The sequence below is a fragment of the Clostridium sp. BSD9I1 genome, from assembly GCF_900185645.1.
Taxonomy (GTDB): domain Bacteria; phylum Bacillota; class Clostridia; order Clostridiales; family Clostridiaceae; genus Clostridium_AK.
This window is the reverse complement of the sequence record NZ_FYAM01000023.1, coordinates 795,541-817,273: the sequence shown is the minus strand read 5'-3', so window position 1 is coordinate 817,273 and position 21,733 is coordinate 795,541. Positions and strand designations below refer to the sequence as shown.

24 protein-coding genes and 1 pseudogene are annotated in these 21,733 nt (G+C 30.8%); 16 read left to right on the top strand and 9 right to left on the bottom strand.

Features of this window, described 5'->3' with window-relative positions:
- Positions 1–57: 57 nt before the first annotated feature.
- On the bottom strand, positions 58–1,380 hold the full coding sequence (locus tag BSD9I1_RS11570; RefSeq protein WP_186430438.1) for a YjiH family protein: 1,323 nt from the start codon (positions 1,378–1,380) through the stop codon (positions 58–60).
- Positions 1,381–1,571: 191 nt separating this feature from the next.
- Here BSD9I1_RS11570 and BSD9I1_RS11565 point away from each other — a divergent pair, with 191 nt between their 5' ends.
- Positions 1,572–2,291, top strand: a complete 720-nt coding sequence (locus BSD9I1_RS11565; protein ID WP_186430437.1) for a response regulator transcription factor — start codon at positions 1,572–1,574, stop codon at positions 2,289–2,291.
- A 37-nt stretch (positions 2,292–2,328) separates the two neighbouring features.
- On the opposite strand, the gene BSD9I1_RS11560 is transcribed toward BSD9I1_RS11565, so the two are convergent.
- From BSD9I1_RS11560 to BSD9I1_RS11545, 4 genes are all read right to left on the bottom strand, one after another.
- Positions 2,329–3,177, bottom strand: coding sequence for a TerC/Alx family metal homeostasis membrane protein (locus tag BSD9I1_RS11560; RefSeq protein WP_186430436.1), 849 nt, complete (start codon positions 3,175–3,177; stop codon positions 2,329–2,331).
- Positions 3,178–3,330: 153 nt separating this feature from the next.
- A complete protein-coding gene (locus BSD9I1_RS11555; RefSeq protein WP_186430435.1) occupies positions 3,331–4,182 on the bottom strand; it encodes a TerC/Alx family metal homeostasis membrane protein in 852 nt (283 codons plus the stop codon).
- Between the two features lie 225 nt (positions 4,183–4,407).
- Entirely contained in the window at positions 4,408–4,983 is a 576-nt protein-coding gene (locus BSD9I1_RS11550; RefSeq protein ID WP_186430434.1) for a response regulator, read from the bottom strand.
- A gap of 19 nt (positions 4,984–5,002) precedes the next feature.
- Complete coding sequence (locus BSD9I1_RS11545; RefSeq protein WP_186430433.1) at positions 5,003–6,847, bottom strand: ATP-binding protein; 1,845 nt, start codon at positions 6,845–6,847, stop codon at positions 5,003–5,005.
- A 312-nt stretch (positions 6,848–7,159) separates the two neighbouring features.
- On the opposite strand from BSD9I1_RS11545, the gene BSD9I1_RS11540 reads away from it, so the two are divergent.
- Together BSD9I1_RS11540 and BSD9I1_RS11535 are read left to right on the top strand one after the other, a co-directional pair.
- Positions 7,160–8,506, top strand: a complete 1,347-nt coding sequence (locus tag BSD9I1_RS11540) for a TrkH family potassium uptake protein (protein ID WP_186430432.1) — start codon at positions 7,160–7,162, stop codon at positions 8,504–8,506.
- Positions 8,507–8,519: 13 nt separating this feature from the next.
- On the top strand, positions 8,520–9,176 hold the full coding sequence (locus tag BSD9I1_RS11535) for a TrkA family potassium uptake protein (protein ID WP_186430431.1): 657 nt from the start codon (positions 8,520–8,522) through the stop codon (positions 9,174–9,176).
- Between the two features lie 99 nt (positions 9,177–9,275).
- Here the strand turns inward: BSD9I1_RS11535 and BSD9I1_RS11530 are convergent, their stop codons facing one another.
- Positions 9,276–9,881, bottom strand: coding sequence for an FMN-dependent NADH-azoreductase (locus tag BSD9I1_RS11530; RefSeq protein ID WP_186430430.1), 606 nt, complete (start codon positions 9,879–9,881; stop codon positions 9,276–9,278).
- Positions 9,882–10,249: 368 nt separating this feature from the next.
- On the opposite strand from BSD9I1_RS11530, the gene BSD9I1_RS11525 reads away from it, so the two are divergent.
- The 4 genes from BSD9I1_RS11525 to BSD9I1_RS11510 all read left to right on the top strand — a co-directional run bounded on the left by BSD9I1_RS11525 (position 10,250) and on the right by BSD9I1_RS11510 (position 11,989).
- A complete protein-coding gene (locus tag BSD9I1_RS11525) occupies positions 10,250–10,450 on the top strand; it encodes a hypothetical protein (protein WP_186430429.1) in 201 nt (66 codons plus the stop codon).
- 79 nt (positions 10,451–10,529) lie between these two features.
- Positions 10,530–10,685, top strand: a complete 156-nt coding sequence (locus tag BSD9I1_RS11520) for a hypothetical protein (protein ID WP_186430428.1) — start codon at positions 10,530–10,532, stop codon at positions 10,683–10,685.
- A 119-nt stretch (positions 10,686–10,804) separates the two neighbouring features.
- Entirely contained in the window at positions 10,805–11,347 is a 543-nt protein-coding gene (locus tag BSD9I1_RS11515) for a GNAT family N-acetyltransferase (RefSeq protein ID WP_186430427.1), read from the top strand.
- A gap of 63 nt (positions 11,348–11,410) precedes the next feature.
- Positions 11,411–11,989, top strand: a complete 579-nt coding sequence (locus BSD9I1_RS11510) for a sugar O-acetyltransferase (protein ID WP_186430426.1) — start codon at positions 11,411–11,413, stop codon at positions 11,987–11,989.
- Positions 11,990–12,280: 291 nt separating this feature from the next.
- Here the strand turns inward: BSD9I1_RS11510 and BSD9I1_RS11505 are convergent, their stop codons facing one another.
- The gene (locus BSD9I1_RS11505; RefSeq protein ID WP_186430425.1) at positions 12,281–13,636 is read right to left on the bottom strand and encodes an MATE family efflux transporter; all 1,356 of its coding nucleotides are present in this window, start codon (positions 13,634–13,636) and stop codon (positions 12,281–12,283) included.
- Between the two features lie 79 nt (positions 13,637–13,715).
- On the opposite strand from BSD9I1_RS11505, the gene BSD9I1_RS11500 reads away from it, so the two are divergent.
- From BSD9I1_RS11500 to BSD9I1_RS11490, 3 genes are all read left to right on the top strand, one after another.
- Positions 13,716–14,465: a MerR family transcriptional regulator gene (locus BSD9I1_RS11500; RefSeq protein ID WP_186430424.1), complete on the top strand. Its 750-nt coding sequence runs from the start codon at positions 13,716–13,718 to the stop codon at positions 14,463–14,465.
- A gap of 84 nt (positions 14,466–14,549) precedes the next feature.
- Entirely contained in the window at positions 14,550–15,170 is a 621-nt protein-coding gene (locus BSD9I1_RS11495; protein ID WP_186430423.1) for a GyrI-like domain-containing protein, read from the top strand.
- Between the two features lie 76 nt (positions 15,171–15,246).
- Complete coding sequence (locus tag BSD9I1_RS11490) at positions 15,247–15,717, top strand: GNAT family N-acetyltransferase (protein ID WP_207653901.1); 471 nt, start codon at positions 15,247–15,249, stop codon at positions 15,715–15,717.
- Between the two features lie 104 nt (positions 15,718–15,821).
- Here the strand turns inward: BSD9I1_RS11490 and BSD9I1_RS11485 are convergent.
- Positions 15,822–16,132 (bottom strand): annotated as a pseudogene (locus BSD9I1_RS11485) (DUF2975 domain-containing protein).
- A 73-nt stretch (positions 16,133–16,205) separates the two neighbouring features.
- Entirely contained in the window at positions 16,206–16,688 is a 483-nt protein-coding gene (locus BSD9I1_RS11480) for a DUF2975 domain-containing protein (RefSeq protein ID WP_186430422.1), read from the bottom strand.
- Positions 16,689–17,035: 347 nt separating this feature from the next.
- On the opposite strand from BSD9I1_RS11480, the gene BSD9I1_RS11475 reads away from it, so the two are divergent.
- The 6 genes from BSD9I1_RS11475 to BSD9I1_RS11450 all read left to right on the top strand — a co-directional run bounded on the left by BSD9I1_RS11475 (position 17,036) and on the right by BSD9I1_RS11450 (position 21,682).
- On the top strand, positions 17,036–17,719 hold the full coding sequence (locus BSD9I1_RS11475) for a Type 1 glutamine amidotransferase-like domain-containing protein (RefSeq protein ID WP_186430421.1): 684 nt from the start codon (positions 17,036–17,038) through the stop codon (positions 17,717–17,719).
- Positions 17,720–17,898: 179 nt separating this feature from the next.
- A complete protein-coding gene (locus BSD9I1_RS11470) occupies positions 17,899–18,423 on the top strand; it encodes a GNAT family N-acetyltransferase (RefSeq protein WP_186430420.1) in 525 nt (174 codons plus the stop codon).
- A 25-nt stretch (positions 18,424–18,448) separates the two neighbouring features.
- A complete protein-coding gene (locus BSD9I1_RS11465; RefSeq protein ID WP_186430419.1) occupies positions 18,449–19,264 on the top strand; it encodes a sugar nucleotide-binding protein in 816 nt (271 codons plus the stop codon).
- A 243-nt stretch (positions 19,265–19,507) separates the two neighbouring features.
- Complete coding sequence (locus tag BSD9I1_RS11460; RefSeq protein ID WP_186430418.1) at positions 19,508–20,308, top strand: nucleotidyltransferase domain-containing protein; 801 nt, start codon at positions 19,508–19,510, stop codon at positions 20,306–20,308.
- Positions 20,309–20,470: 162 nt separating this feature from the next.
- Positions 20,471–20,911: an OsmC family protein gene (locus BSD9I1_RS11455; protein WP_186430417.1), complete on the top strand. Its 441-nt coding sequence runs from the start codon at positions 20,471–20,473 to the stop codon at positions 20,909–20,911.
- A 312-nt stretch (positions 20,912–21,223) separates the two neighbouring features.
- Complete coding sequence (locus BSD9I1_RS11450; RefSeq protein WP_186430416.1) at positions 21,224–21,682, top strand: NUDIX domain-containing protein; 459 nt, start codon at positions 21,224–21,226, stop codon at positions 21,680–21,682.
- Positions 21,683–21,733: the final 51 nt, after the last annotated feature.

The following is a 21,733-nucleotide window of genomic DNA, read 5'->3' as shown; positions in this document are numbered from 1 at the left end:
ACGCAATAAAGACACTTTAATTCTATCATAAATTGTAAAAATATTTAATAAATTGTTTTAAAAAAGCATGAATGCTATAGGAGTTACTAGTACTATAGTGAGAAGAGTTCTTTCAAACCATACAATTACAATATCAGAAAGTTTAAGTGGAATTTCTGTGGACAAAATACATGGTATTGAAGCTGAGAAAAATAGTATTGAAGAAATTGATGTTACACCTATTATAAATTTAGTAACCATAGGAGCATCTTTAACTAAAAGTGCTGGCAGGAACATTTCAGCAATTCCAAGAGCTGCTGCCTTAGATGTAAGCATTGCTTCTGGTATTTGAAGAAGTTTTACAAATGGATAGAATATATATCCAAGAACATCGAATACAGGAGTAAACTCAGCAAGCATAAGTCCTATAAGACCTACGGATAAGATTGATGGAAGTATTCCCATTGCCATTACAAGACTGTCTTTAAAATTATCCCATACACATTTTCCTATATTAGGTGAAGCTGCTGCAACCTTTAAGCCTTCATTTAATGCACTTTGAAAATAGTTGCTGTTGATTTCTGGTTCAGGATCTCCAACTTCAGTGATGTAAGAATCACTTTTTCTGCTAAGAGGTCTAATTCTTACTGTTATGGCAGTCACTGCAAAAGTGACTACAAAGGTTACCCAGAAGTATGTATTCCATATATTCATGATTCCAAGAGTCTTTGCAACTATTATCATAAATGTAGCAGATACCGTTGAGAAACCTGTTGCAATGATACATGCTTCTTTTATTGTATATTTACCTTCTTTAAAAACTCTATTTGTTATAAGTAATGCTAAAGAGTAACTTCCTACAAAGGATGCAACAGCATCAATTGCCGATCTTCCTTGAGTTTTAAAGATAGGCTTCATAATAGGTCTCATAAATACTCCAGCAAATTCTAAAAATCCATATCCAACTAGAAAGGCAAGAAATGCTCCTCCTATTGGAACTATCATTCCCACTGGAATAACAAGCTTATCGAAAAGAAATGGAACCATATCAGGGTCAAACATCCAGCTTGGTCCAATTTTAAAATATGCCATGAATCCAACTACTACACCGCCGATTTTTAAAATTGAAAATATAGTGGTTACGGCATCTTTATTCCAAGTTTTTTTAATAAATGGACGTGCAGCACCTGCAATAATAATAATTAAAGCATAAACAGAAGTTAAAGGGCCCATGAGTTTTTTTAGTCCCGTCACAATATGATCTATTGGAATAGAGGATTGGCCCCACATTTTTAATGGGACGAAGAACATAAAAATACCTATTAAGCTGTATCCGATAAACTTAGCTAAGGCAGCAGTTGTATTTAAGTCTTTAACTGTCTCTCGATTTAAATTATCCATTAATATCTCCTCCTTATATTTTGTTAACCTTTACTTTATTATATATAAGAAGAATGTTTATTTTAACAATTCACACTATTTTGATTTTTATTTGTCACCAAATTGTCATTATATTTAGGATACATTATAGAATAATTACTTTTACTATGGTAAGATATAAAATATCAAATTATGTCAAAAGGGGCGATATTGTGGATAAAGTACTAGTTGTTGATGATGATAAATCCATTGTTAATATGATTTCAGAGTTCATGAAGTTATATGGTTTAGAAGCGGTAACTGCATATAGTGGCGAAACTGCAATAAATAAGCTGGACAATTCTATAAGCCTCATTTTACTTGATATAAATATGAATAAATTAAGTGGTATTGAGCTTTGCAAGATTTTTAGGGAAAGAACCAATGTGCCAATAGTTTTTTTAACAGCAAATTCATCTCAATATGATATGGTACTAGGGCTTGGAATAGGGGCAGATGATTACATAACAAAGCCCTTTGATCCAGTAGAACTAATTGCTAGGGTTAAAGCACATATAAGGCGTTATAAACAATATGGAAATGCATCAAGTAACAATGATAACGAAGTAATAGAGTTTGATGAAATAAAAATTTTTAAGGATTCTCATAAAGTCTTAAAGGGAGATTCAGAAGTTAACTTAACTGCAACAGAATATAATCTTTTAATGTACTTTGTTGAAAATGATGGAAAAGTCCTTACAAGAAAGCAGATATTAAATAACGTTTGGAAAAGTGATATGTATGATGAGAATACTGTTACAACTTATACAAAAAGGCTTAGAAAAAAGATTGAAGAGGATGCAAAAAATCCCAAGTTTATAAAATCAGTTAGATCAATTGGATATATCTTTGATGGACAAGAAAGTGCCACCCACATGGCAAGTGGCAAGTGATGTTCAACTTGCCACTTGCCACGTGGGTGGCACTTTATTAAACACTAAATTGATTTTTATCTTCATTTTTCTTCATTATAATAGAAACTAGGACGCTAGCGAGAAGTATTGCAAAGATTATTGCTACAGAAAGTACAACTTGTATTTCAATATGGAACATTAATATGCAAAGTTTTACACCTGTAAATACTAATATTAATGCAACTCCGTATTTTACGTATTTAAATGCATCATTTATTTTTACAAGTAAGAAGTAAAGACTTCTTAATGCAAGTATAGCAAATATATTTGATGTATACACAATAAATGAATCTGTTGTTATAGAAAATATTGCTGGAATGGAGTCTATAGCAAATAAAATATCTGTTCCTTCAATAACTACGAGTATTGCAAGCAGTGGAGTAGCATGAAGGGCATTGTTTATCTTTACAAAAAACTTTTCACCGTCAAGTTTGTCAGTTATAGGGAGTATGTTGGTTAGAAGTTTTATTAATTTATTGTTTTTGAAATCAAATTCCTCTTCCTCTTCCTGTTTAAGCATCATTTTCAATCCGCTTATAATTAATATAGCTCCAAATATGTATAATACCCAATGGAATTTGCTAACTATCGCAACTCCTAAGAGTACAAATATAAAACGTAAGATTACCGCTCCTATTATTCCATAATTTAGTACTCTTCTTTGATATTCTTTCTTTATTCCAAAGCTAGAAAAAACGAGAATGAATAAGAATAGATTGTCTAGACTTAAGCTTTGTTCAATAACATAGCCTCCTAAAAATTCTACAGCCTTTTGCTTGCCAAGTGTAAAATAAATTCCTAAGTTAAAGATCATGGCCGCACAAATCCAAAACAGCACCCATTTTAAGGCTTTTTTTGTATCCATATTAGATTCCCCCCATATTATTTGGTATTAAAAGGTAGCCTAAATATAAAATTAAATCGACTATTAGTATAGCACTAATTTGCCAAAAGTGCCACCCACATGGCAAGTGGCAAGTTTTAATTAACTTGCCACTTGCCACGTGGGTGGCACTTTTTATGATTCTGCACCAACTTGGCTTTCTTCGTTTTTCTTCATCATAATAGAAAATATCACACTAGCCAGTAGTATTGCAAATATTATTGCTACAGAAAGTGCAACTTGTATTTCAATATGGAACATTAATATGCAAAGCTTTATGCCTGTAAATACTAATATTAACGCAACGCCGTACTTTACATATTTAAATGCATCATTTATTTTTACAAGTAAGAAGTAAAGACTTCTCAAACCCATTATAGCGAACATATTTGATGTATATACTATAAATGAATCTGTTGTTATAGAAAATATTGCAGGAATAGAATCTATAGCAAATAAAATATCTGTTCCTTCAATAACTACAAGTATTGCAAGCAGTGGAGTAGCATGAAGCACATTGTTTATTTTCACAAGGAACTTCTCCCCATGAAGTTCATCGGTTATAGGTATTATCTTATTTAAAAGCTTTATCAGCTTATTATTCTTAAAGTTATGCTCTTCTTCATCTTCTTGTTTAAACATCATTTTTAAGCCGCTTATAATTAGTATGGCTCCAAATATGTATAGTACCCAATGGAATTTGCTAACTACCGCAACTCCTAACACTACAAATATTAAACGTAATACAATTGCTCCCATTATTCCGTAATTTAGTACTCTTCTTTGATATTCTTTCTTTATCCCAAAGCTAGAAAATACAAGAATAAATAAAAATAAGTTATCAAGGCTTAAACTTTGTTCAATAACATAGCCGCCTAAAAACTCTATAGCCTTTTGCTGACCAAGTGTAAGATAAATTCCTAAGTTAAAAAGTAATGCGGCACAAATCCAAAATAGTACCCATTTTAATGCTTGTTTTGTCTCCAAATTAAAGTCCCTCCAATATTTTTTAGTACTGAAAAATAATCAAACATAACTATGACTTGTACTACTAAAAAGCTGATGTCATGTGACAATCAGGTTTTAGTATAGCATCAATAATTTAAATTGTAAACATTATAATAATAAACTGTAAATATTCTGAAAATAATTAATAAGGCCTGCCGCTTCTTTTAATGAAGCTTTAGCAGGCCTTTAAAATATAAATAATGATTATTTAAATTGATTAGCAGCAGTATAAAACTTTTTAGCTTCTTCAAAATTCCCTTTAAGTTCCTGTACCTTGCCAATTAAATCATAGCACTCTGAACAAGAGGGATTGATGGAGAGAATTGACTTTAGGCAGCTAAAAGCTTCATCGATTTTTCCATTTTGAAGAAGTTCTTTGCTTATAATAAGTTTATTTTCTACATCGTTTTTTTCACAGACAGTATATTGATTAATTTCCTCAAGAACTGTCTTAACTTTATCTGATGTGAATGGTTTTTGCAGATATGCAACAGCACCCAGCTTTGTGCATTCTACAGCATTTTTTACTGTTGCAAAGGCTGTCATTATAACTACAGGAAGGTCAAATCCCATCAGCCTTATTCTCCTCAGCACTTCTGTACCGCTTATTTCTGGCATTTTGATATCTAAAAATGCTAAATCAAAATGCTCCTTAAGAAATAAATTAAGAGCTTCTTCACCACTGCTGGCTGTAGATACTTTGTAACCATTAATTTGAAGGCAAGTTGTTAGTAAGTTTCTAATATTTTTAGTATCATCAATGACAATGACCTTTTTCACAAATATCACATCCCTAAGTTTATATTTTCTCAACTGCCAAAGGTAGAGTAAAAGTAAATACACTTCCGTAGCCCAATTTGCTTTCACACCAGATTTCTCCACCATGAGCTTTAACGATTTCTTTAGCTATAGCGAGACCAAGTCCTGTGCCCTTAACATCAGAGTTTTCACCCCTTACCTGTACGAAGCGGTTGAAGATTTCTTCATGGTATTCCTCAGGTATTCCTGAACCTGTATCACTCACAGATACATACATGCTATTTTGCTTGGTGAAAGTATTTAGTATTATATTACCTCCAGCTTGAGTGTATTTTAAAGCGTTAGATATAAGATTATTTAATACCCAACTTATTTTTTCTGGATCAGCGCTAATATAAGGAAGATTTTCCTTGGATGTATAGTGTAAATTTATTTTAGCGCTGCAAGCCTGCTCATAAAAATCTGATATTGCATTATTTACAAGACTAGTTATAGAACAAGGCATTATATTAAAAATTGACTCACTGCATTCCAGTTTTGAAAGCTGAAGCAAATTATTTACTAGAGTATTTAACTTTTCGCCATCCTCTTGTATTGTGTTAATTATTTGATGTTGACCTTCATTTAGGCTGCCAATGCTCTCGTCAAGAATAAGACTGGCACCAATCATAATTGAGGTAAGAGGAGTTTTAAATTCATGTGAGATAGTAGATATAAAGTCGCTTTTTATTTGCTCTAGCTGCTTTAAATTTGTTACATTTTGGAGCAAAATTATTATTCCGGTTATCTTTGCTTCAGTATCTCTAACTATGGACACAATAATATTAAAGTAATAATCCTCTTCATCAATATTAAAATAAATAATTTTTTGGGAAGAATTCATACTGTCTGGCTTTGAAGAGTTATAAATAAAATCAAATAGTTCTCCGCTTCTGATAACTTCAAGAAAATATTTATTAATTGAACTTGCCTCTTCAATGTTAAAGAATTTTTCACATGCCATATTAATACGTATTATTTTATAATTACTATCTAAAACAATGAGGGGATCAGAAATACTCTTTATGATAGCATCAGATTTAGTCTTTTCTGTAAGAAGCTTTCCAATATTACTCTCCTCCAATTTGTGAATACGATCAGTCATATTATTAAATTCTATTGTAAGTTCGCCTATTTCATCTTCAGATATAATTGGAGCTTGCTGTGATAAATTACCTTCCTTTATTGCTTTCATTGTTTCTCTTAAGGAGTAAATAGGTTTTAAAGTTCTTTTTATGGAATATCTTGATAATATAAAGCCGCCAAGAACAGATACTACAGACAAGAATATAATGGTGTCAAGAGATTTATGAGCATCTTTAGTTACAACTTCTTTATTCTTAAACATTGCTTTTTCATTGATGAAAGACAGCTGCTTTAAGTCCTTTTTTAGTGAATTAAAAACAGGAAGTAAATTATCATTATAGTATTTAGAAGCTGCTTCAATTCCCTGCAAATTTTTAGTCTCCTGAATTTGAGAAAAAAGTCTCAGATAGGTTGAGTAATTATTGTTAATGCTTGCTACTAATTCTTTTTCACTATCCTCAGTAATATTATTAAATTCTAGATTGTACCACTGATAAAATATATTTATATTTTTATGAATATTATCGATGCTGGATGTAGGGTTTACATATATATAGTTATAAATTTGGCTATTCTGTTCATTAAGTACCTCAAGCATATTTGCAGTTGCACTTATACTTTTATAATTATTAACCATCAGCCCATTAATGGACTTATTTAAAGTGTATATATTTAGGAAAGAAATACCACCTACTATTGCTGTAGTTGATACAAGTATAAGATAAACCATTGCCATCTTGAATTTTAATGTTTTAAACATAAATTAATCACCTAATTATAGTTAATTTTATTTTCAGTATAAGTTTTAAATATCTGAAAGTCAATTTTTCAAATTATTACTTATAGCTTTTTTGAGAAAAGCTAAGCATATAAAAGATGGATTAGACTAATCGTCTATATGACTAAGTAATATATAGGATAAGAAAAAATGTGTTGTTTGAGTGAAGGGTATGTCCATGTTAAGATTTCATATGTTGAAGTATAAGAAAAATAGGGGTGAATTTATTTTTTTATGAAGTTAAACAAAAGAAGAAATTAAAAAACAAAGATTTTCCTTATAAGGAGAGATAAAATGCAAATTAGAATAGCTAAAAATGTTAAATTGATACCAGTTCGAATATTAGCGATAGGATTTGCCATTGTTATATTTATAGGAGCCATACTTTTATCTTTGCCTATTTCCTCTGCAGATGGCAGGGGAACAGCATTTATAGATAGTCTTTTTACATCAACTTCTGCTGTTTGTGTTACAGGACTTGTAACTTTAGATACAGGAACACATTGGAATTATTTTGGGAAAACAGTGATACTTTTATTGATTGAGATTGGTGGACTTGGCTTTATGTCTTTTGCTGCATTGATAGCATTGATACTTGGAAGGAAAATAACGCTGAGCGAAAGACTAGTGATGCAGGAAGCAATAAATAGCTCAAATCTGGAAGGTATTGTAAAAATGGTAAAGTATATATTAGGTTTTACATTTTCAATTCAATTTATGGGAGCGTTACTTTTATCTACTCAATTTATTCATATATATGGCTTGGGAAAGGGGATTTACTATAGTGTTTTTCATTCTGTATCTGCCTTTTGTAATGCAGGGTTTGATTTAATGGGAGGGTTTACAAGTTTAACGTCTTTCTCAGAGAACGCAGTAGTGATATTTACAATAGCAGTGCTTATAATTATAGGAGGATTGGGATTTTCAGTATGGACGGAAATATACAATTATAGAAGCATTAATAAATTATCGTTACACACAAAAATTGTAATAGTTACTACCACTGCGTTGCTATCTGCAGGTTGGATATTGATGATGTTATTTGAATTTAGTAATCCAGATACTTTGGGAGCTATGAGTTTAAAAGGTAAATTAGTAAATTCACTATTTGCGTCTGTAACTCCTAGGACTGCAGGATTTAACTCAATATCTACTTCAGATATGACTATGCCAGGTCGTTTTTTAACAACAATATTAATGTTTATTGGAGGGTCATCAGGATCTACTGCGGGAGGAATAAAAACAACTACTTTTAGTATTATAGTGTTAAGTATAATATCTGCAATTAAAGGCAAGGATGATACAGAAGTTTTTCAAAAGAGAATTGCAGGTGATATTGTTCGCAAGTCCTTTGTAATCACTACGCTTGCATCAACTCTTATTGTTGTAGTAACTATGTTATTGTCGATTTCTGAGGTAGGACAATCTTTTGAATATATTTTTTATGAAGTAACTTCTGCTTTTGGAACTGTTGGTCTGTCACTAGGACTTACAACAAAGCTAAGTTCCATAGGAAAGTTAATACTAATATTCACTATGTATAGTGGTAGACTAGGACCACTTACTGTAGCTTTAGCATTTACAAAGGTTAAAAGAAACAATCAAATTAGATATCCAGAAGATAAGATTTTAGTTGGATGAGGAGATTAGAGTAATGAAAAAGAAGCAATATGTAGTAATAGGTTTGGGAAGGTTTGGATCATCTGTAGCTAAAACATTGTATACCATTGGTAAAGATGTTTTAGTGATTGATTTGGATGAAACTTCCATACAAGAAATTTCTCATCATGTTACTCATGCAATTCAAATGGATGCAACAGATGAAAAGTCTTTAAGAAGTGTAGGAATAGGAAACTTTGATGTGGCAATCGTAGCTACTGGTTCAAGCATGCAGTCAAGTATCATGGTTACTATACTTCTTAAGGAATTAGGAATAAAATATATAGTTGTAAAGGCTCAAAACAGTCTTCATGCTAAGGTATTAAATAAGATAGGGGCAGACAGAGTTGTTCTCCCAGAAAGAGATATGGGAACAAGAGTAGCTTATAATCTTATCTCTACTAGTATACTAGATCATATTGAATTATCTCCAGAATACAGCATTATTGAAATTATAAGCCCTGAAAAGTGGCATGGTAAGACTTTAGGAGAACTTGATATAAGATCAAATTATGGTATTAATATTATGGCTATAAAAAGAGATAATATTGTGACTATGTCTCCTAGCGCTGATGAGCAGATTGAGCCAAATGACACGCTTATAATTATAGGCGGCTCTAATGAATTAAGCATAATACAAACCCTAACATAGGGGTCAGGCCCCTGGTAGAAATAGGTAAAAGGGGCTTCTCAAAATACATATCTGTGAATTTTGAGAAGCCCCTTTTTACTTTTAGTTATTATAAGATGATTAAAAATTTCTTGCTGTTGTTTCAGCTACCATTATGGCTTCTTCAATAATTTTATCAGCATCATTCCCAGCAACATCTAGGCCGTCAGCTGATATGGTTGTAAAATCAGTTATACCCAAAAAAGCAAATATAGCTTTTAAATATCTATCACCCATCTCAAAGGAGGCAGAAGGTTCAGTATCATAATTTCCACCTCTTGAAGTAATATTAATTGCTTTTTTTCCTTTACATAAGCCTACAGGACCTGACTCAGTATACTTAAATGTAATTCCATTAGCAGAAATATAGTCGATGTAAGCTTTAAGGATAGCTGGAATACCTAAATTCCATAATGGCTCTGCAATTACATACTTATCTGCTTCTGAAAACTGATATGCATACTTTAATATTGGATGATTCTTATCTATTCCTTCTTTTGGCTTATTCACAGTGTCAAGGTTTCCTTTTGGAAGAAAATCTATTCCTTCATTATACAAATCTAATGTAATAATCTCATCTTCAGCATGAGTTTCCTTATATGCTTCAATGAAGCTTTCGGAAATCTTAAAGGTTCTAGAAAGTTCTTCTGATTTTGCATTTGCTTTGATATACAGTACTTTGCTCATGATTTACCTCCAGTTTACTTTAATATATGTTTAGTGAGCTTTTTATTAGTATTAGTGAATATATAGTTTTGATACTCAAAATTTAAAACATGAGATTTATTTTGATAATAAGAAGTGTTTGGAGTAAAATGAATATATGGAAAGTTTTTAGTAAAGGGAATGTGAAACATATGGATTTTATAATAGATACATTATTTCAAATATTTTTTGCGTTTTTTTGGGTAATTGCATTTTTAATATTTTTAATAAAGGAGAGGAATAAGAAGAAATATTTATTTTTAATAATTTTTATTCCTTTACTTATGATTTGGACAGCTTACTCCTATAACCATGTACTAAAGCCCCGTTTCAAAGATGTTAGTTATTATATGAATAAAGATTACAAAACTACTAGTGGAGAGTGCAGCAATGTTAATACTAAATCAAAGGGTACAACTCCATCATTTGTACTAGAGGGAGAGACTTATTATTATAATCCCTGGTTCAATAAAATTCATAAGGATAAGAATTATAAGTTAAGATATCTTCCAAATAGTAAATATGTTATTGAATTAGAAGAAGTAAAATAAATAAGCAATGAGAGTTATATATTTATTGAATAAAACCAGCTCCTTAGAAAAAACTATTCTATGAAAGGAGATGGATTAAATGGATAAAGATATAAAAGATGTATTGTTAAATATCCAATCAGAAGTAAAACAAATCAATAATAAACTTAATGAAATGAAAAAAACTCAGCTTAATGGAAACTATGTGTATACAGATGAGAATATAAATTCTAATGACAATAATGATATGGATTAGAAAAGAATATAAAGCTTAAGTAGTAAAAATTTAATAATGAAAAAATAACCTCCTTGTGAATTAATGAACTGAGAAAATAGTGTCACAAGGAGGTTTTATATACAGGAGGTAAAATTAATATGGGTCTTATGGATAACAAAATTTTTATTCGCTTTTTTCAAGATGCAGATGCAGAATCTTTACTCGATTTGCATTTAAGAAACGGTGAGTTTTTTCAGAAGTATTCCCCAACTTTTGGTGATGACTTTTACACACTTGATTCAAAACGTAAATATATCGCCAATTCTGTAAAGCAAAGAGAAGAAGATAAAAATTATTCTTTTGGTATATTTTTAGAAGATAACGGGAAATTGGTTGGCGATGTATCCTTGTATCACATATATCGAGGCTCACTCCAAAAATGTTTAATTGGTTATTCGTTGGACAAACAATATAATGGTAGAGGATATACCACGGAAGCAGTTTCTTTAGCAGTAGAATTTGCGTTTAATGAATTACACCTGCATCGTGTTGAGGCAGGTGTAATGTTAAGAAATATTGGTTCAATGCGAGTATTAGAAAAGTCAGGCTTTCATAGAGAAGGCATAGAACAAAAGGGTGTAAAGATTAATGGCCAATGGGAAGACCATCAGATACTTGCTATAATATCAGATAATAACTAAACTTAATTTAGTAAACAATATTCTCATAAGCTGAATTACTAAATTAAAATAGAGGTGTAGAGAATGACAATAAAAAAATATAAAACAGAAAAAGAAAAGATGATTGCTGGTGAAGTTTACAGTGTATTTGATAAGGAATTGGTACAAGCAAGCGTTCGTGCTAGAATGCTTACAAAGCAGTATAATAACACTTCTCCAGAGGAAGGAGAAAAAAGAATTCAAATACTTAAGCAGTTATTTGGAAGCTGCACTGATATGACATTTATTGAACCAGATTTTAAGTGCGATTTTGGTTTTAATATTCATTTTGAAGGTAGAATTATAATAAATTTTGATTGCATAATGCTTGATACTTGTGAAATTCATATAGGAGAGAATTGCTTTATTGGACCGCGCACATGTATTTATACTGCTTGTCATTCACTTGATCCAAATGAAAGAAATACACCAACTTGCTTTGGAAAACCTGTTAAAATTGGTAAAAATGTATGGATTGGTGGCAATTGTACAATATTGCCGGGAGTGACGATTGGAGATAATGCAGTAATTGCAGCTGGTTCAGTTGTATGCAAAGATGTTGCAGCTAATACTATGGTAGGTGGTAATCCAGCAAAATTTATTAAAATAATGGATATTAAATGATGCTACATTACAGGTTCCAGATGGAGATTAACTTTTTTTGTAACTAAAAGTACATATAAAAAATTAAATAACATATAACAACAGAAGGACTCATATCAACACTTTTTATCAGTGATATGAGTCATTTTTCTTATATTGTATATATTATTTTATTATTATCTTTTAATTAGAGGAAATGCTATAGCATCTTTTATGGTATAAGAACCAGTAAGAAACATTATCATTTTATCAATTGTATACTCTATAGCTTATAACGGGTTGCACCGTCACAGCCTACCCCTGAAACCAGGATTAGCATGAGTGTTCATTTGAGTATACTGCTTGGCTTTGCCGCTGAATAGTATATCTAATAGCCAAAATACTAATAATTAGAGAAATGACTTTACCAAGCATATTTCCAATCCAAAATCCGCCCAAAGAAAATTGTGATATCAAAAAATATGTGGCCACAATCTTAACCATTAAGTCAGATAAATTAGAATATAAATATTTTTTCATCATCAAAAGCCCACGAAGTACACTTTCATTAAGTATCTTCCATCCATAAAATAAATAGGTAAGGAAGGAGAATTGCAAGTAATTCTTTGCAAATTCATAAGCTGCTGGACTTTTATTTATATCAATGAATGTTCCAATCAAATATTTTGGAATTAAAAAGTTTGAGGCTGCAATGCATAACAAGTATATGGCGGAGAATATTAAACTAATTCGATATCCTTCTCTGATACGGTCTATTTGTTTTGCAGCAAAATTAGAAGATATAAAAATAGATAATGCTTGAGAAATTCCTATTATTATAAGCATTTGAAATAACATTATCTTATTCGCAGTCATATATCCACTTATTACTTCACTTCCATAGGGATTAACTAATACTTGTAAAACTAGTGAGGACAAAGATAAAATTAACTGTTGAATTATTGTTGGTACTGAAATTGATAAAATTTCTTTGATTTTGCTTAATTCTATAGAGATAATAGGTTCATGGTCTAAAATAAATAGTACCACTTTTCTTCTTAGCATAATCAGAGATATCATCATACCAATAATTTGAGAAAGAATTGTGGCAAATGCTGCTCCTCCAACTCCCATTTTAAATACACAAATAAACAACAAATCCAACACGACATTTAAAAATGAAGTAAATATTACTAAAATCATAGAAGATCTAGAATCACCTAATGCAACTATAATTGCCCTTGAAATATCATATATGAATATGGTGGCAATACCTGATATATAAATGCTGATGTAAGTTCCTGTATCTTTATAGAGCTGGCCTGGTATATTAATCCAGGAAAGTATAGGTGACTTAATACAAAGACCTATAATAGTTATACATAAGCCGCTGGCTAAGCCGAATAACAATATACTTTTTACTCCTATGACAATATCTCTATATTTCTTTTCGCCTGCAAATTTTGCGAAGATAACCTCACTACCCATTTCCAGTCCGCCTGATAATGTTATCAAAATTTGAACTACCGCAGCAGCATTGCCTACTGCTGCAAGTTCATTTACTCCCAAATATTGACCAACAATTATCATATCAACTACAGTATACAATTGTTGAGTAATTAAACTTAGTATCATTGGCAGAGCAAACTTAAATAATGTCTTTCTTGTATTTCCAATACTTATATCCATTTTCTTGATACCCCTCTTATTATTTGCTATAATTGAAATTATAGGGTGTAACGTTACGTTATAGTCAAGGAGTGTTTTTATGATTCAAGATAAACTTAGTACAAAACAATTTGCCGATATGTGCAAGGTAGAAAAACGAACATTGCATTATTACGATGAAATAGACTTGTTAAAACCTATTGAAGTAAATGAAAATGGATACCGAATATACTGTGCAGCACAATTTGAAACTATGAGCATGATAAAGGCACTACAATCTGTAGGGATGTCTCTTGGTGATATAAAGAGATTAATGAAGGAGCATGATTTGCTTCACTGTAAAATTGTTTTGAATAATCAAATAGCCCTGCTTAAAGAAAAACAAGAGGAATTAAAAAATGCTGAAGAAATTCTTAGCCAGACCACGGAACAGCTGGAACATTATTTAGAGATTGGCTGTGGCAAATTTTTTATAGAAAAGATTCAGGATACTTATTTAATTACAGAAGAAATAGAAGAGGAAGGTCCTCTTTATGTAAATTATCTTACAAATGGATATACTCTTGGTGTTATCATCAATGAAAAAGTGAGCCCTCGCCCACAATATATATTCAGAAAAGCAAACAGTATAAATGACAGTAATGCAATTAAACCTGCTGGTACCTATGCCTGCATATATCAGAGTGTGCCAAATGGAAAGATTGCTGAAGCTATCAATTTATTCATTAAGCTGTTATCTTTGAAGCAAATAGTTACAGAAGGCCCTCTGTATATAGATAGTATTGCAAATGACTTTATCAGATTTCCTGATGAAAAATGCTTATTTAAATTATCAATGAAGTGTGAGTAGTGAACAACCAGACAATATCCACTATGCCCTCATTCTCGAGTTTTTGAAATTATTAAATAAATATTTATAAGAGGAGATGGAATAATGAAGCATGAATATAGAAAACATGAAAAAGAACTTTATTGTCCTAAGAATAAAGCAGAGTTGGTAAGAGTTCCTAAACAAAAATTTCTTTGTATAAAGGGTGCAGGTAATCCTAATGATAAGGATTTTTCTGAAAGGATAGGTGTTTTGTACTCCCTTGCTTATGCAATTAGAATGATGCCTAAAAATGGATTTACACCAGATGGATATTTTGAATATACTGTTTATCCCTTAGAAGGACTATGGGATTTAACAGAAGAAGGCAGGAAAAGTGAAGTTTTAAATAAAGATCAATTATTATATACCATAATGATTAGGCAACCTGACTTTGTTAATGATGAAGTGGTAGAAAAAGCCTTTGAAATTGCAAACAAGAAAAAGCCGCATCCATTACTTAAAGAAGTATATTTTGATGAGATAGAGGATGGTTTGGCTGTACAAATAATGCACATAGGCTCTTATGATAATGAGCCGGAGTCATTTAATAAGATGAAAGAATTTATAGAGAATAATGGGTTAAAGATCAAAACTTTAGTTCACAGGGAAATATATTTATCTGATACAAGAAAAGTAGAAAAAGATAAATTAAAAACCATATTAAGATATAGTGTACTAGAGTAATAAATTAAATTTAATTCTTGTTTAATGAGACAATTTTAATATAACTGGTGAACAAAAAAATTAATGGGGTGATTTAGTGCTTGAAACTGACAGATGTATAGTAAGACCTTTTGAAGAAAAAGATTTAGAGTCATTTATGACTTATAGAAATAATGAGGAATGGATGCAGTATCAAGGTTTTAAGAATTTAACAAAAGACGAATATAGAAAAGCCTTATTAGTGCCTTTAAATTTGGAAAAGGGAATGCAGCTTGCTATTGTAAATAAAACCACAGATAATCTTTTAGGAGATTTGTATCTTTTAAAGGAAGAAAAAACTATTACAATTGGATATTCTATCAATCCAATTTATTCACGAAAAGGATACATAACTGAAGTTTTGAAAGCCTTATTACTAAAACTTAAAGAATGTCATTCTGATTGTAAAATAGTAGCCATGACTGAAAAAGAAAATATCCCTTCGAAAAATTTGCTGCTTAAATTGGGGTTTGTATATGATGGATGGGTAGATAAGTGGCAGTCAGAGGTCTATGTTTATCCAAACTGATTAGAATGTTAGGATTAGGGTATTTGGGTTTGAAAAAGAAGGGACAGCTTAATGGCTATCCCTTAAATTCTCTGTCGACTCCCGTTAGTTAAGTAAATTTCTTGTCAGACCGTCAAATCATTTTCTGATTTTATGTTAATAGCTTCTTCTAGAGGCCGTTGGAGGATAGCAGCAAAAACGGTGATAACCATTGAAGCAAAAGGGATGACCGTTCCGACAAAGCTTTATTCTTGCCAATATAACTTAAAAGTTTAAAAGCTTGATACAGAGCAAAGTAAAAAGGTATCGTAGCTCCATATAAAATGGTGTAAATAACATATTTTAAGAAATTAACCTTTGAAAAATCAGATATCGCAAAAGGCAGATCAGGCACGAAAAATATGCACAATGCAAGAACTAAGGTTGCTATAAAAATAACAGCTAGTCTTAAAAGTGTGTTGTAACTTGTTGCATAAAAATAACCTCACTAATTGAATTTTATCAAACCCTTAAGCATTTTCTGGTTTTGTATTTAGAAGATTTTTTAATAGTTTTTGGAGCACGTCCACAATTACTGTGATGATACTTGTTGCTAAAATACCTATTAGACTTAATGCTATAGGACCTGCTGAGTCATCTCCTGTGGCATTAGCAATTACCTTTAAGGTTACTATCCCTAACACGAAGAAGAAAATGATTGTTAAACCACATTTCTTTATAACCTTCAAAGATTTAAGTGATAACACTGAGAAAGCATTGTTCCTTTCAATATATGTTAATAGTTTAAATACTTGATACAATGCAACAGAAAGCGCAATAAAGCATCCATACGCATATACTAAAAGGGGATATAGAGAGTAGTCCCCTGGATGAGATTTTGCATCATTAATGGCTATCACAGGCAGCCAATAGATACATAAAGCAAATACAGCAATCCCAATCATAAAAATGATTACCTTTAAGAAAGTGGTTGAACCTTGTTTAACATTCATTTAAAGCACCTCACTAATTTAATGATAAAATGATTTTAACACATAATTTATTGTTTTACAATAAATTTATATCGCTTTACATTGTATTATTATTGTTATTATATTATTTCAATTTACAATTAAGGGATTTTAACAAAAATAAAAAGCATTTCTCATTACAAAGAAATGCTCTTACTTTAAAATGTTAAATTTACAACTGTGGTTTCGTTGAAATTTTTTAATTTTAAACCTCTAATCGGAATCCGTTAACTTGATTGTTTATGACTTTTTTCCACATGGTTAGTACGCATTATTCTTAAAATGTGTCACAATAGTACAATTTGATAAATTAATGGGGGATAATATTAATGGTAAATATGTTATTTAGTTTATATAATTTTCATGAAGATTGGGCAAGAAATGCTGTTTCAAAGTATATAAATTTTAATGATAAGGTATTAATAATTCCTTTTTCCTTCGGTGATAAAATAAGTAGCGATAATGAGTGGCAGAATGTTTATAGTAAGGATAATGGCAAATATTATGGAAGTATTGTTACGCCATTTTTGAATTATGGAATTAGAGAAGAAAATATAGATTGGGTAAATTATTTTAAAGATACAAAGGAAAATGCAAAAGCTAAGATAAGGAATAGCAGTATACTATTTTTCACTGGTGGCTTACCAGACAAAACCATGCTACGACTAATGGAATTTGGCTTGATTAATGATATTGAAAGCTTTACAGGTGTTGTTATTGGTATTAGTGCAGGAGCAATGATTCAAATAGCAGAATACCACATTACTCCTGATGAAGACTATAATAAATTTACATACAATGTAGGACTAAATTTGATTAAAGATTTTGATATTGAAGTCCATTATGAAGAAACGGAAATACAAAACAAATATATAAATAAAGTGTTAAATGAAAAAAGAGATAAAATATATGCAATTACAAATACTGGGGGACTAATTTTTCATGATAGCAAAATTACTTTATTAGGGGATGTGAAAAACTTTAGTAGAGAAAATATTTGCTTAAAAACTTGATGAAGTAGAATATATTGATGGAATTGTGATTAATTAATGAAGGCAAAGGTGCTGAGTTAGGTATAACTTAACTCAGCATTTTGGTATTGTTTTAAAACAATGTTATAATTAGGATATAAGAAAGATGTAGTTGTATATTATGACGAGATAAGATTGCTTTTATGATGGGGAGGATGGAAATGGATTTTTTAATTAGACCAATAGAAATTAGTGATGGGAAAGGTATTAATGAGCTCAGAAGGATGCCAGGAGTATTTGAAAATATTCTTGGCATTCCATCTGAACGAGTGAAGCGCAGTGAAGATTTTATCACGAATATGGATAGTAATCATCATCAATTGGTTGCAGTAACAAAAACTCAAAATGGTGAGGATATTATAATTGGGACAGTTGGATTAACAGTTAATCCTAACCCACGTACACGTCACAGTGGCAGCATCGGAATTATGATTCATAAGGACTATCAAAATATGGAAGTTGGAACAGCTTTAATGCAAGCTATCATAGATATTGCCGACAATTGGCTTATGCTTATCAGAGTTGAATTGGGGGTATTTGAGGATAATGAAAGAGCAATTCATTTATATGAGAAGTTTGGATTTGAAAAAGAAGGGCTAAAACGTCTTGCAGCTATCAGAAAAGGGAAATATGAAAATGAGTATTTAATGGCAAGGATTAATCCTATATATACCAAACAAGAATAATATTGTTATGGGAGGAGTGATTTTTATGAAAAAGGTTTTAATACTGGGTGGGAGTGGACTTGTAGGAACAGCAGTAATAAATGAGATAAGCAAATATAACGAGTTTGATGTCTATTCAACGTATTTTAAAAATCCAATATTATTGAACAAAGGTAAGTGTTTTAAACTTGATATCGAAGAGGAAGATAATATAAATAGAATATTAAATACTTTAAAGCCCCAAATTATAATTTCATGTTTAAGAGGAGATTTTAAAAAACAACTGATTGTACACATAAAAGCTGCTGAATATTTAAAGAAAAATGATGGTAGTTTATATTTTTTCTCTACAACAAATGTCTTTGATAATGATTTGAGTAAACCCCATTATGAAGATGACTTACCAAATTCTCAAACAGATTATGGACAATATAAGATAGAATGTGAAAAGAAAATATCTGAAATATTACAGGATAATGCTTTCATATTAAGAATTGCTCAAGTTTGGGACAAAGATTCTCCAAGAATGAAGGGATTATTAAACTCCATTCATAACAATAAAGGTATTATTGTATATCCAAAGTTTTATTGCAATACAAATACTAATGTGATGATAGCAAGACAAACATACTATATAATAAATAACAATTTAAAGGGGATTTTTCATTTAGCATCAGAAGACATAGTTAATTATAAGGATTTTTATAATGAATTAATAACAGGGTTAGGATTCGAAAATGCAAGACTTGAAGAGAATTTTCAGGAAGAAGGATACTTTGCACTCCTATCAAAAAGGACAAATGAATTTCCTGAACAATTAAGAATTACTAATAAGTCAGTAATCAATTATTTAACAAAATGAGCATCTTTGAAAATTGAATAATACAGTGTTTTAAATTTCCATGTTTTTTATAAAATATCGGATGATTTTAATATTATTAAAGTCACGCTTGCAAGATATTGTATAAAACAATTGTGCTTTACCAATAAATTAAATACTTGTTCTAATTTAAAAAATCTTGTATCGAGATTAAGAATGTGATATGTTGGTGTAATGCCTAATTTTATATATTTAATTTGGCTATAAAAAAAGGGGATGACTTGCATGGTACCAAGTATACACAGTGACTTTATTAATCATTCAATCGAAATACTAAAAAATGATCTAAGAATTTTAGGTATAGCCATAGGAGGGTCATACATTTCAGATGAAATGGATGAATTCTCAGATATTGACCTTGTTATAGCTGTAGATCCTAATCATTATGAGTCTGTAATGGATGAAAGGTTTAAAATAGTAGAAAGTTTAGGAAGGGTATTATCGGCATTTACTGGTGAACATGTTGGCGAACCAAGATTAGTTATATGCTTATATGGGCCACCACTGCTACATGTGGATTTTAAGTTCGTAGCAGTAAAGGATATTGGTATTAGAGTTGAAGATCCAATTGTTTTGTGGGAAAGAGATAATGCAATTACAAATAATTTAATATTAGGTAAAGCTGAATTCCCAACACCTAACTTGCAGTGGATCGAAGATAGATTTTGGGTTTGGATACATTATGGTGCAACCAAAATAGGAAGAAATGAGATATTTGAAGCAATAGATTTCATATCGTTCATAAGACAGACTGTAATAGGTCCATTAGTATTAATGAAAAATGGGAAACTTCCTCGTGGTGTAAGAAAAATTGAATATGACGCACCTTATGATTTACCATTATTATTAAAGACAATACCTACCTATGATGCTCAAAGTTGCATCGAAACGCTGCAAGCAATAATTAAATTTTATTTAGAGCTAAGAGAGTATCATGCAACACCCGAACTAATAAAACACACTGAAGCTGAAAAATATTCAAAAGAGTATTTAGTTGAAATACTTAAAAAAGTAAAAAGAAAATAATTCATATAGCCTACGACACTTACGTTATATTTAGTGTTACAATTGAAAAAAGTAACAATTTGCTAAAACACTGCATTATTCGAATTTGAATTTTACAGTGTTTTTACGTGGCAATTCAACTAAATGGCGAACTATAAGATGAAATGATTAGGAGGTTTTATTATGAGCAACAAATTAACAGTAACAGCGGATTTGATAAATGGCGAGGTGAAATTCTCAGGGGTATCTCGTGATAATAATCAGGTATTTATAGATGCTGTACAACCTTTAGGCGAGGGAGATGGATATACTCCACTTGAGTTGTTTCTTATGAGTTTAGCAACCTGTAGTGGAATGACATTGGCTTTACTACTAAGAAGGATGAATAAGAATGTGTCTGAATTAAGCGTAATTGCATCAGGTGAAAGAAGACAGACATTACCGAAATATTTTAAAAATATACAATTAAGATTTGAACTTGCATCGAATGATGTACAACCAGATGATATTGAAAGTGTAATAAAAAATATGGAGGAATATGCATGTCCTGTTTGGAACATGGTGAAAAACAATGTCGATATAAGCTGTGAATATAAGATAAAATATCAATATAAAGTACATTAGTATCTTTATATTCAACTTATTATCTGAAAATAGATTGGTGCAGAAGTAACAAAATAGATTTTTATGTTTCTAACAACGAAACAATAGAGTTTGAATGTGGGAATTCCATGAGTGGTTGGAAAATTTTATTTACACTTATCTATATAACATTTCTTAAAAATAAGTATCTATGGATAAAAATAAATAATAAGGTTAGTTCATAGCTTTCTTAAATTACTTATAGATCAGTAATCAATTATTTAACAAAACGAGCATAGTGTGTGGTTTAGTTAAAGTAATGCTTGAAGAAAGTTTATAAATTGGGGGTAAATAATGATAGAGAATATCTTAAACAATGATGAAAAAATATTTGGTAAAAAGCTTGATGGAGTAGGATATATTGATAGAATTGCTGTATATGGAATTGTGACTGATGGTGAAGGCAAAGTTGCTGTAATAAAAACACCAGCAGGATATTTTCTCCCTGGTGGGGGGATGGAGAATGAAGAAACCCATAAGGAATGTATTGAAAGAGAGTTTATCGAAGAGACGGGATATAAAATTGAAATACAAAAATTCATAGGAAGAGCCTCTTTATATCACATATCAAAGACCAAGCAATACTTGCGAGGGATTGGCTATTTCTATATTGTAAGTTTAGAAAATTATTATGCTGCACCAATTGAGAAAGATCATAAACTGATATGGCTTGAACCTAATGAGTGCATTAAATCTTTGTTTTTAGAGCATCAAGCATGGGCTGTTTCAGAGAGCTTAAAGTATATGAGATAGTTCAAATTGTGAAATATTATGTAATATGAGTTAAAAAGTTTAGTGATAGTG

What these genes read in the sequence shown, in the direction of transcription:
- BSD9I1_RS11480 (WP_186430422.1), bottom strand. Translation starts at nt 16,688, where the DNA reads ATGAATGTTAAACAAGGTTCAACCACTTTCTTAAAGGTAATCATTTTT.
- BSD9I1_RS11540 (WP_186430432.1), top strand. Translation starts at nt 7,160, where the DNA reads ATGCAAATTAGAATAGCTAAAAATGTTAAATTGATACCAGTTCGAATA.
- BSD9I1_RS11515 (WP_186430427.1), top strand. Translation starts at nt 10,805, where the DNA reads ATGGGTCTTATGGATAACAAAATTTTTATTCGCTTTTTTCAAGATGCA.
- BSD9I1_RS11450 (WP_186430416.1), top strand. Translation starts at nt 21,224, where the DNA reads ATGATAGAGAATATCTTAAACAATGATGAAAAAATATTTGGTAAAAAG.
- BSD9I1_RS11525 (WP_186430429.1), top strand. Translation starts at nt 10,250, where the DNA reads ATGAATAAAGATTACAAAACTACTAGTGGAGAGTGCAGCAATGTTAAT.
- BSD9I1_RS11570 (WP_186430438.1), bottom strand. Translation starts at nt 1,380, where the DNA reads ATGGATAATTTAAATCGAGAGACAGTTAAAGACTTAAATACAACTGCT.
- BSD9I1_RS11510 (WP_186430426.1), top strand. Translation starts at nt 11,411, where the DNA reads ATGACAATAAAAAAATATAAAACAGAAAAAGAAAAGATGATTGCTGGT.
- BSD9I1_RS11505 (WP_186430425.1), bottom strand. Translation starts at nt 13,636, where the DNA reads ATGGATATAAGTATTGGAAATACAAGAAAGACATTATTTAAGTTTGCT.
- BSD9I1_RS11500 (WP_186430424.1), top strand. Translation starts at nt 13,716, where the DNA reads ATGATTCAAGATAAACTTAGTACAAAACAATTTGCCGATATGTGCAAG.
- BSD9I1_RS11475 (WP_186430421.1), top strand. Translation starts at nt 17,036, where the DNA reads ATGGTAAATATGTTATTTAGTTTATATAATTTTCATGAAGATTGGGCA.
- BSD9I1_RS11545 (WP_186430433.1), bottom strand. Translation starts at nt 6,847, where the DNA reads ATGTTTAAAACATTAAAATTCAAGATGGCAATGGTTTATCTTATACTT.
- BSD9I1_RS11535 (WP_186430431.1), top strand. Translation starts at nt 8,520, where the DNA reads ATGAAAAAGAAGCAATATGTAGTAATAGGTTTGGGAAGGTTTGGATCA.
- BSD9I1_RS11460 (WP_186430418.1), top strand. Translation starts at nt 19,508, where the DNA reads ATGGTACCAAGTATACACAGTGACTTTATTAATCATTCAATCGAAATA.
- BSD9I1_RS11560 (WP_186430436.1), bottom strand. Translation starts at nt 3,177, where the DNA reads ATGGATACAAAAAAAGCCTTAAAATGGGTGCTGTTTTGGATTTGTGCG.
- BSD9I1_RS11520 (WP_186430428.1), top strand. Translation starts at nt 10,530, where the DNA reads ATGGATAAAGATATAAAAGATGTATTGTTAAATATCCAATCAGAAGTA.
- BSD9I1_RS11470 (WP_186430420.1), top strand. Translation starts at nt 17,899, where the DNA reads ATGGATTTTTTAATTAGACCAATAGAAATTAGTGATGGGAAAGGTATT.
- BSD9I1_RS11495 (WP_186430423.1), top strand. Translation starts at nt 14,550, where the DNA reads ATGAAGCATGAATATAGAAAACATGAAAAAGAACTTTATTGTCCTAAG.
- BSD9I1_RS11530 (WP_186430430.1), bottom strand. Translation starts at nt 9,881, where the DNA reads ATGAGCAAAGTACTGTATATCAAAGCAAATGCAAAATCAGAAGAACTT.
- BSD9I1_RS11455 (WP_186430417.1), top strand. Translation starts at nt 20,471, where the DNA reads ATGAGCAACAAATTAACAGTAACAGCGGATTTGATAAATGGCGAGGTG.
- BSD9I1_RS11465 (WP_186430419.1), top strand. Translation starts at nt 18,449, where the DNA reads ATGAAAAAGGTTTTAATACTGGGTGGGAGTGGACTTGTAGGAACAGCA.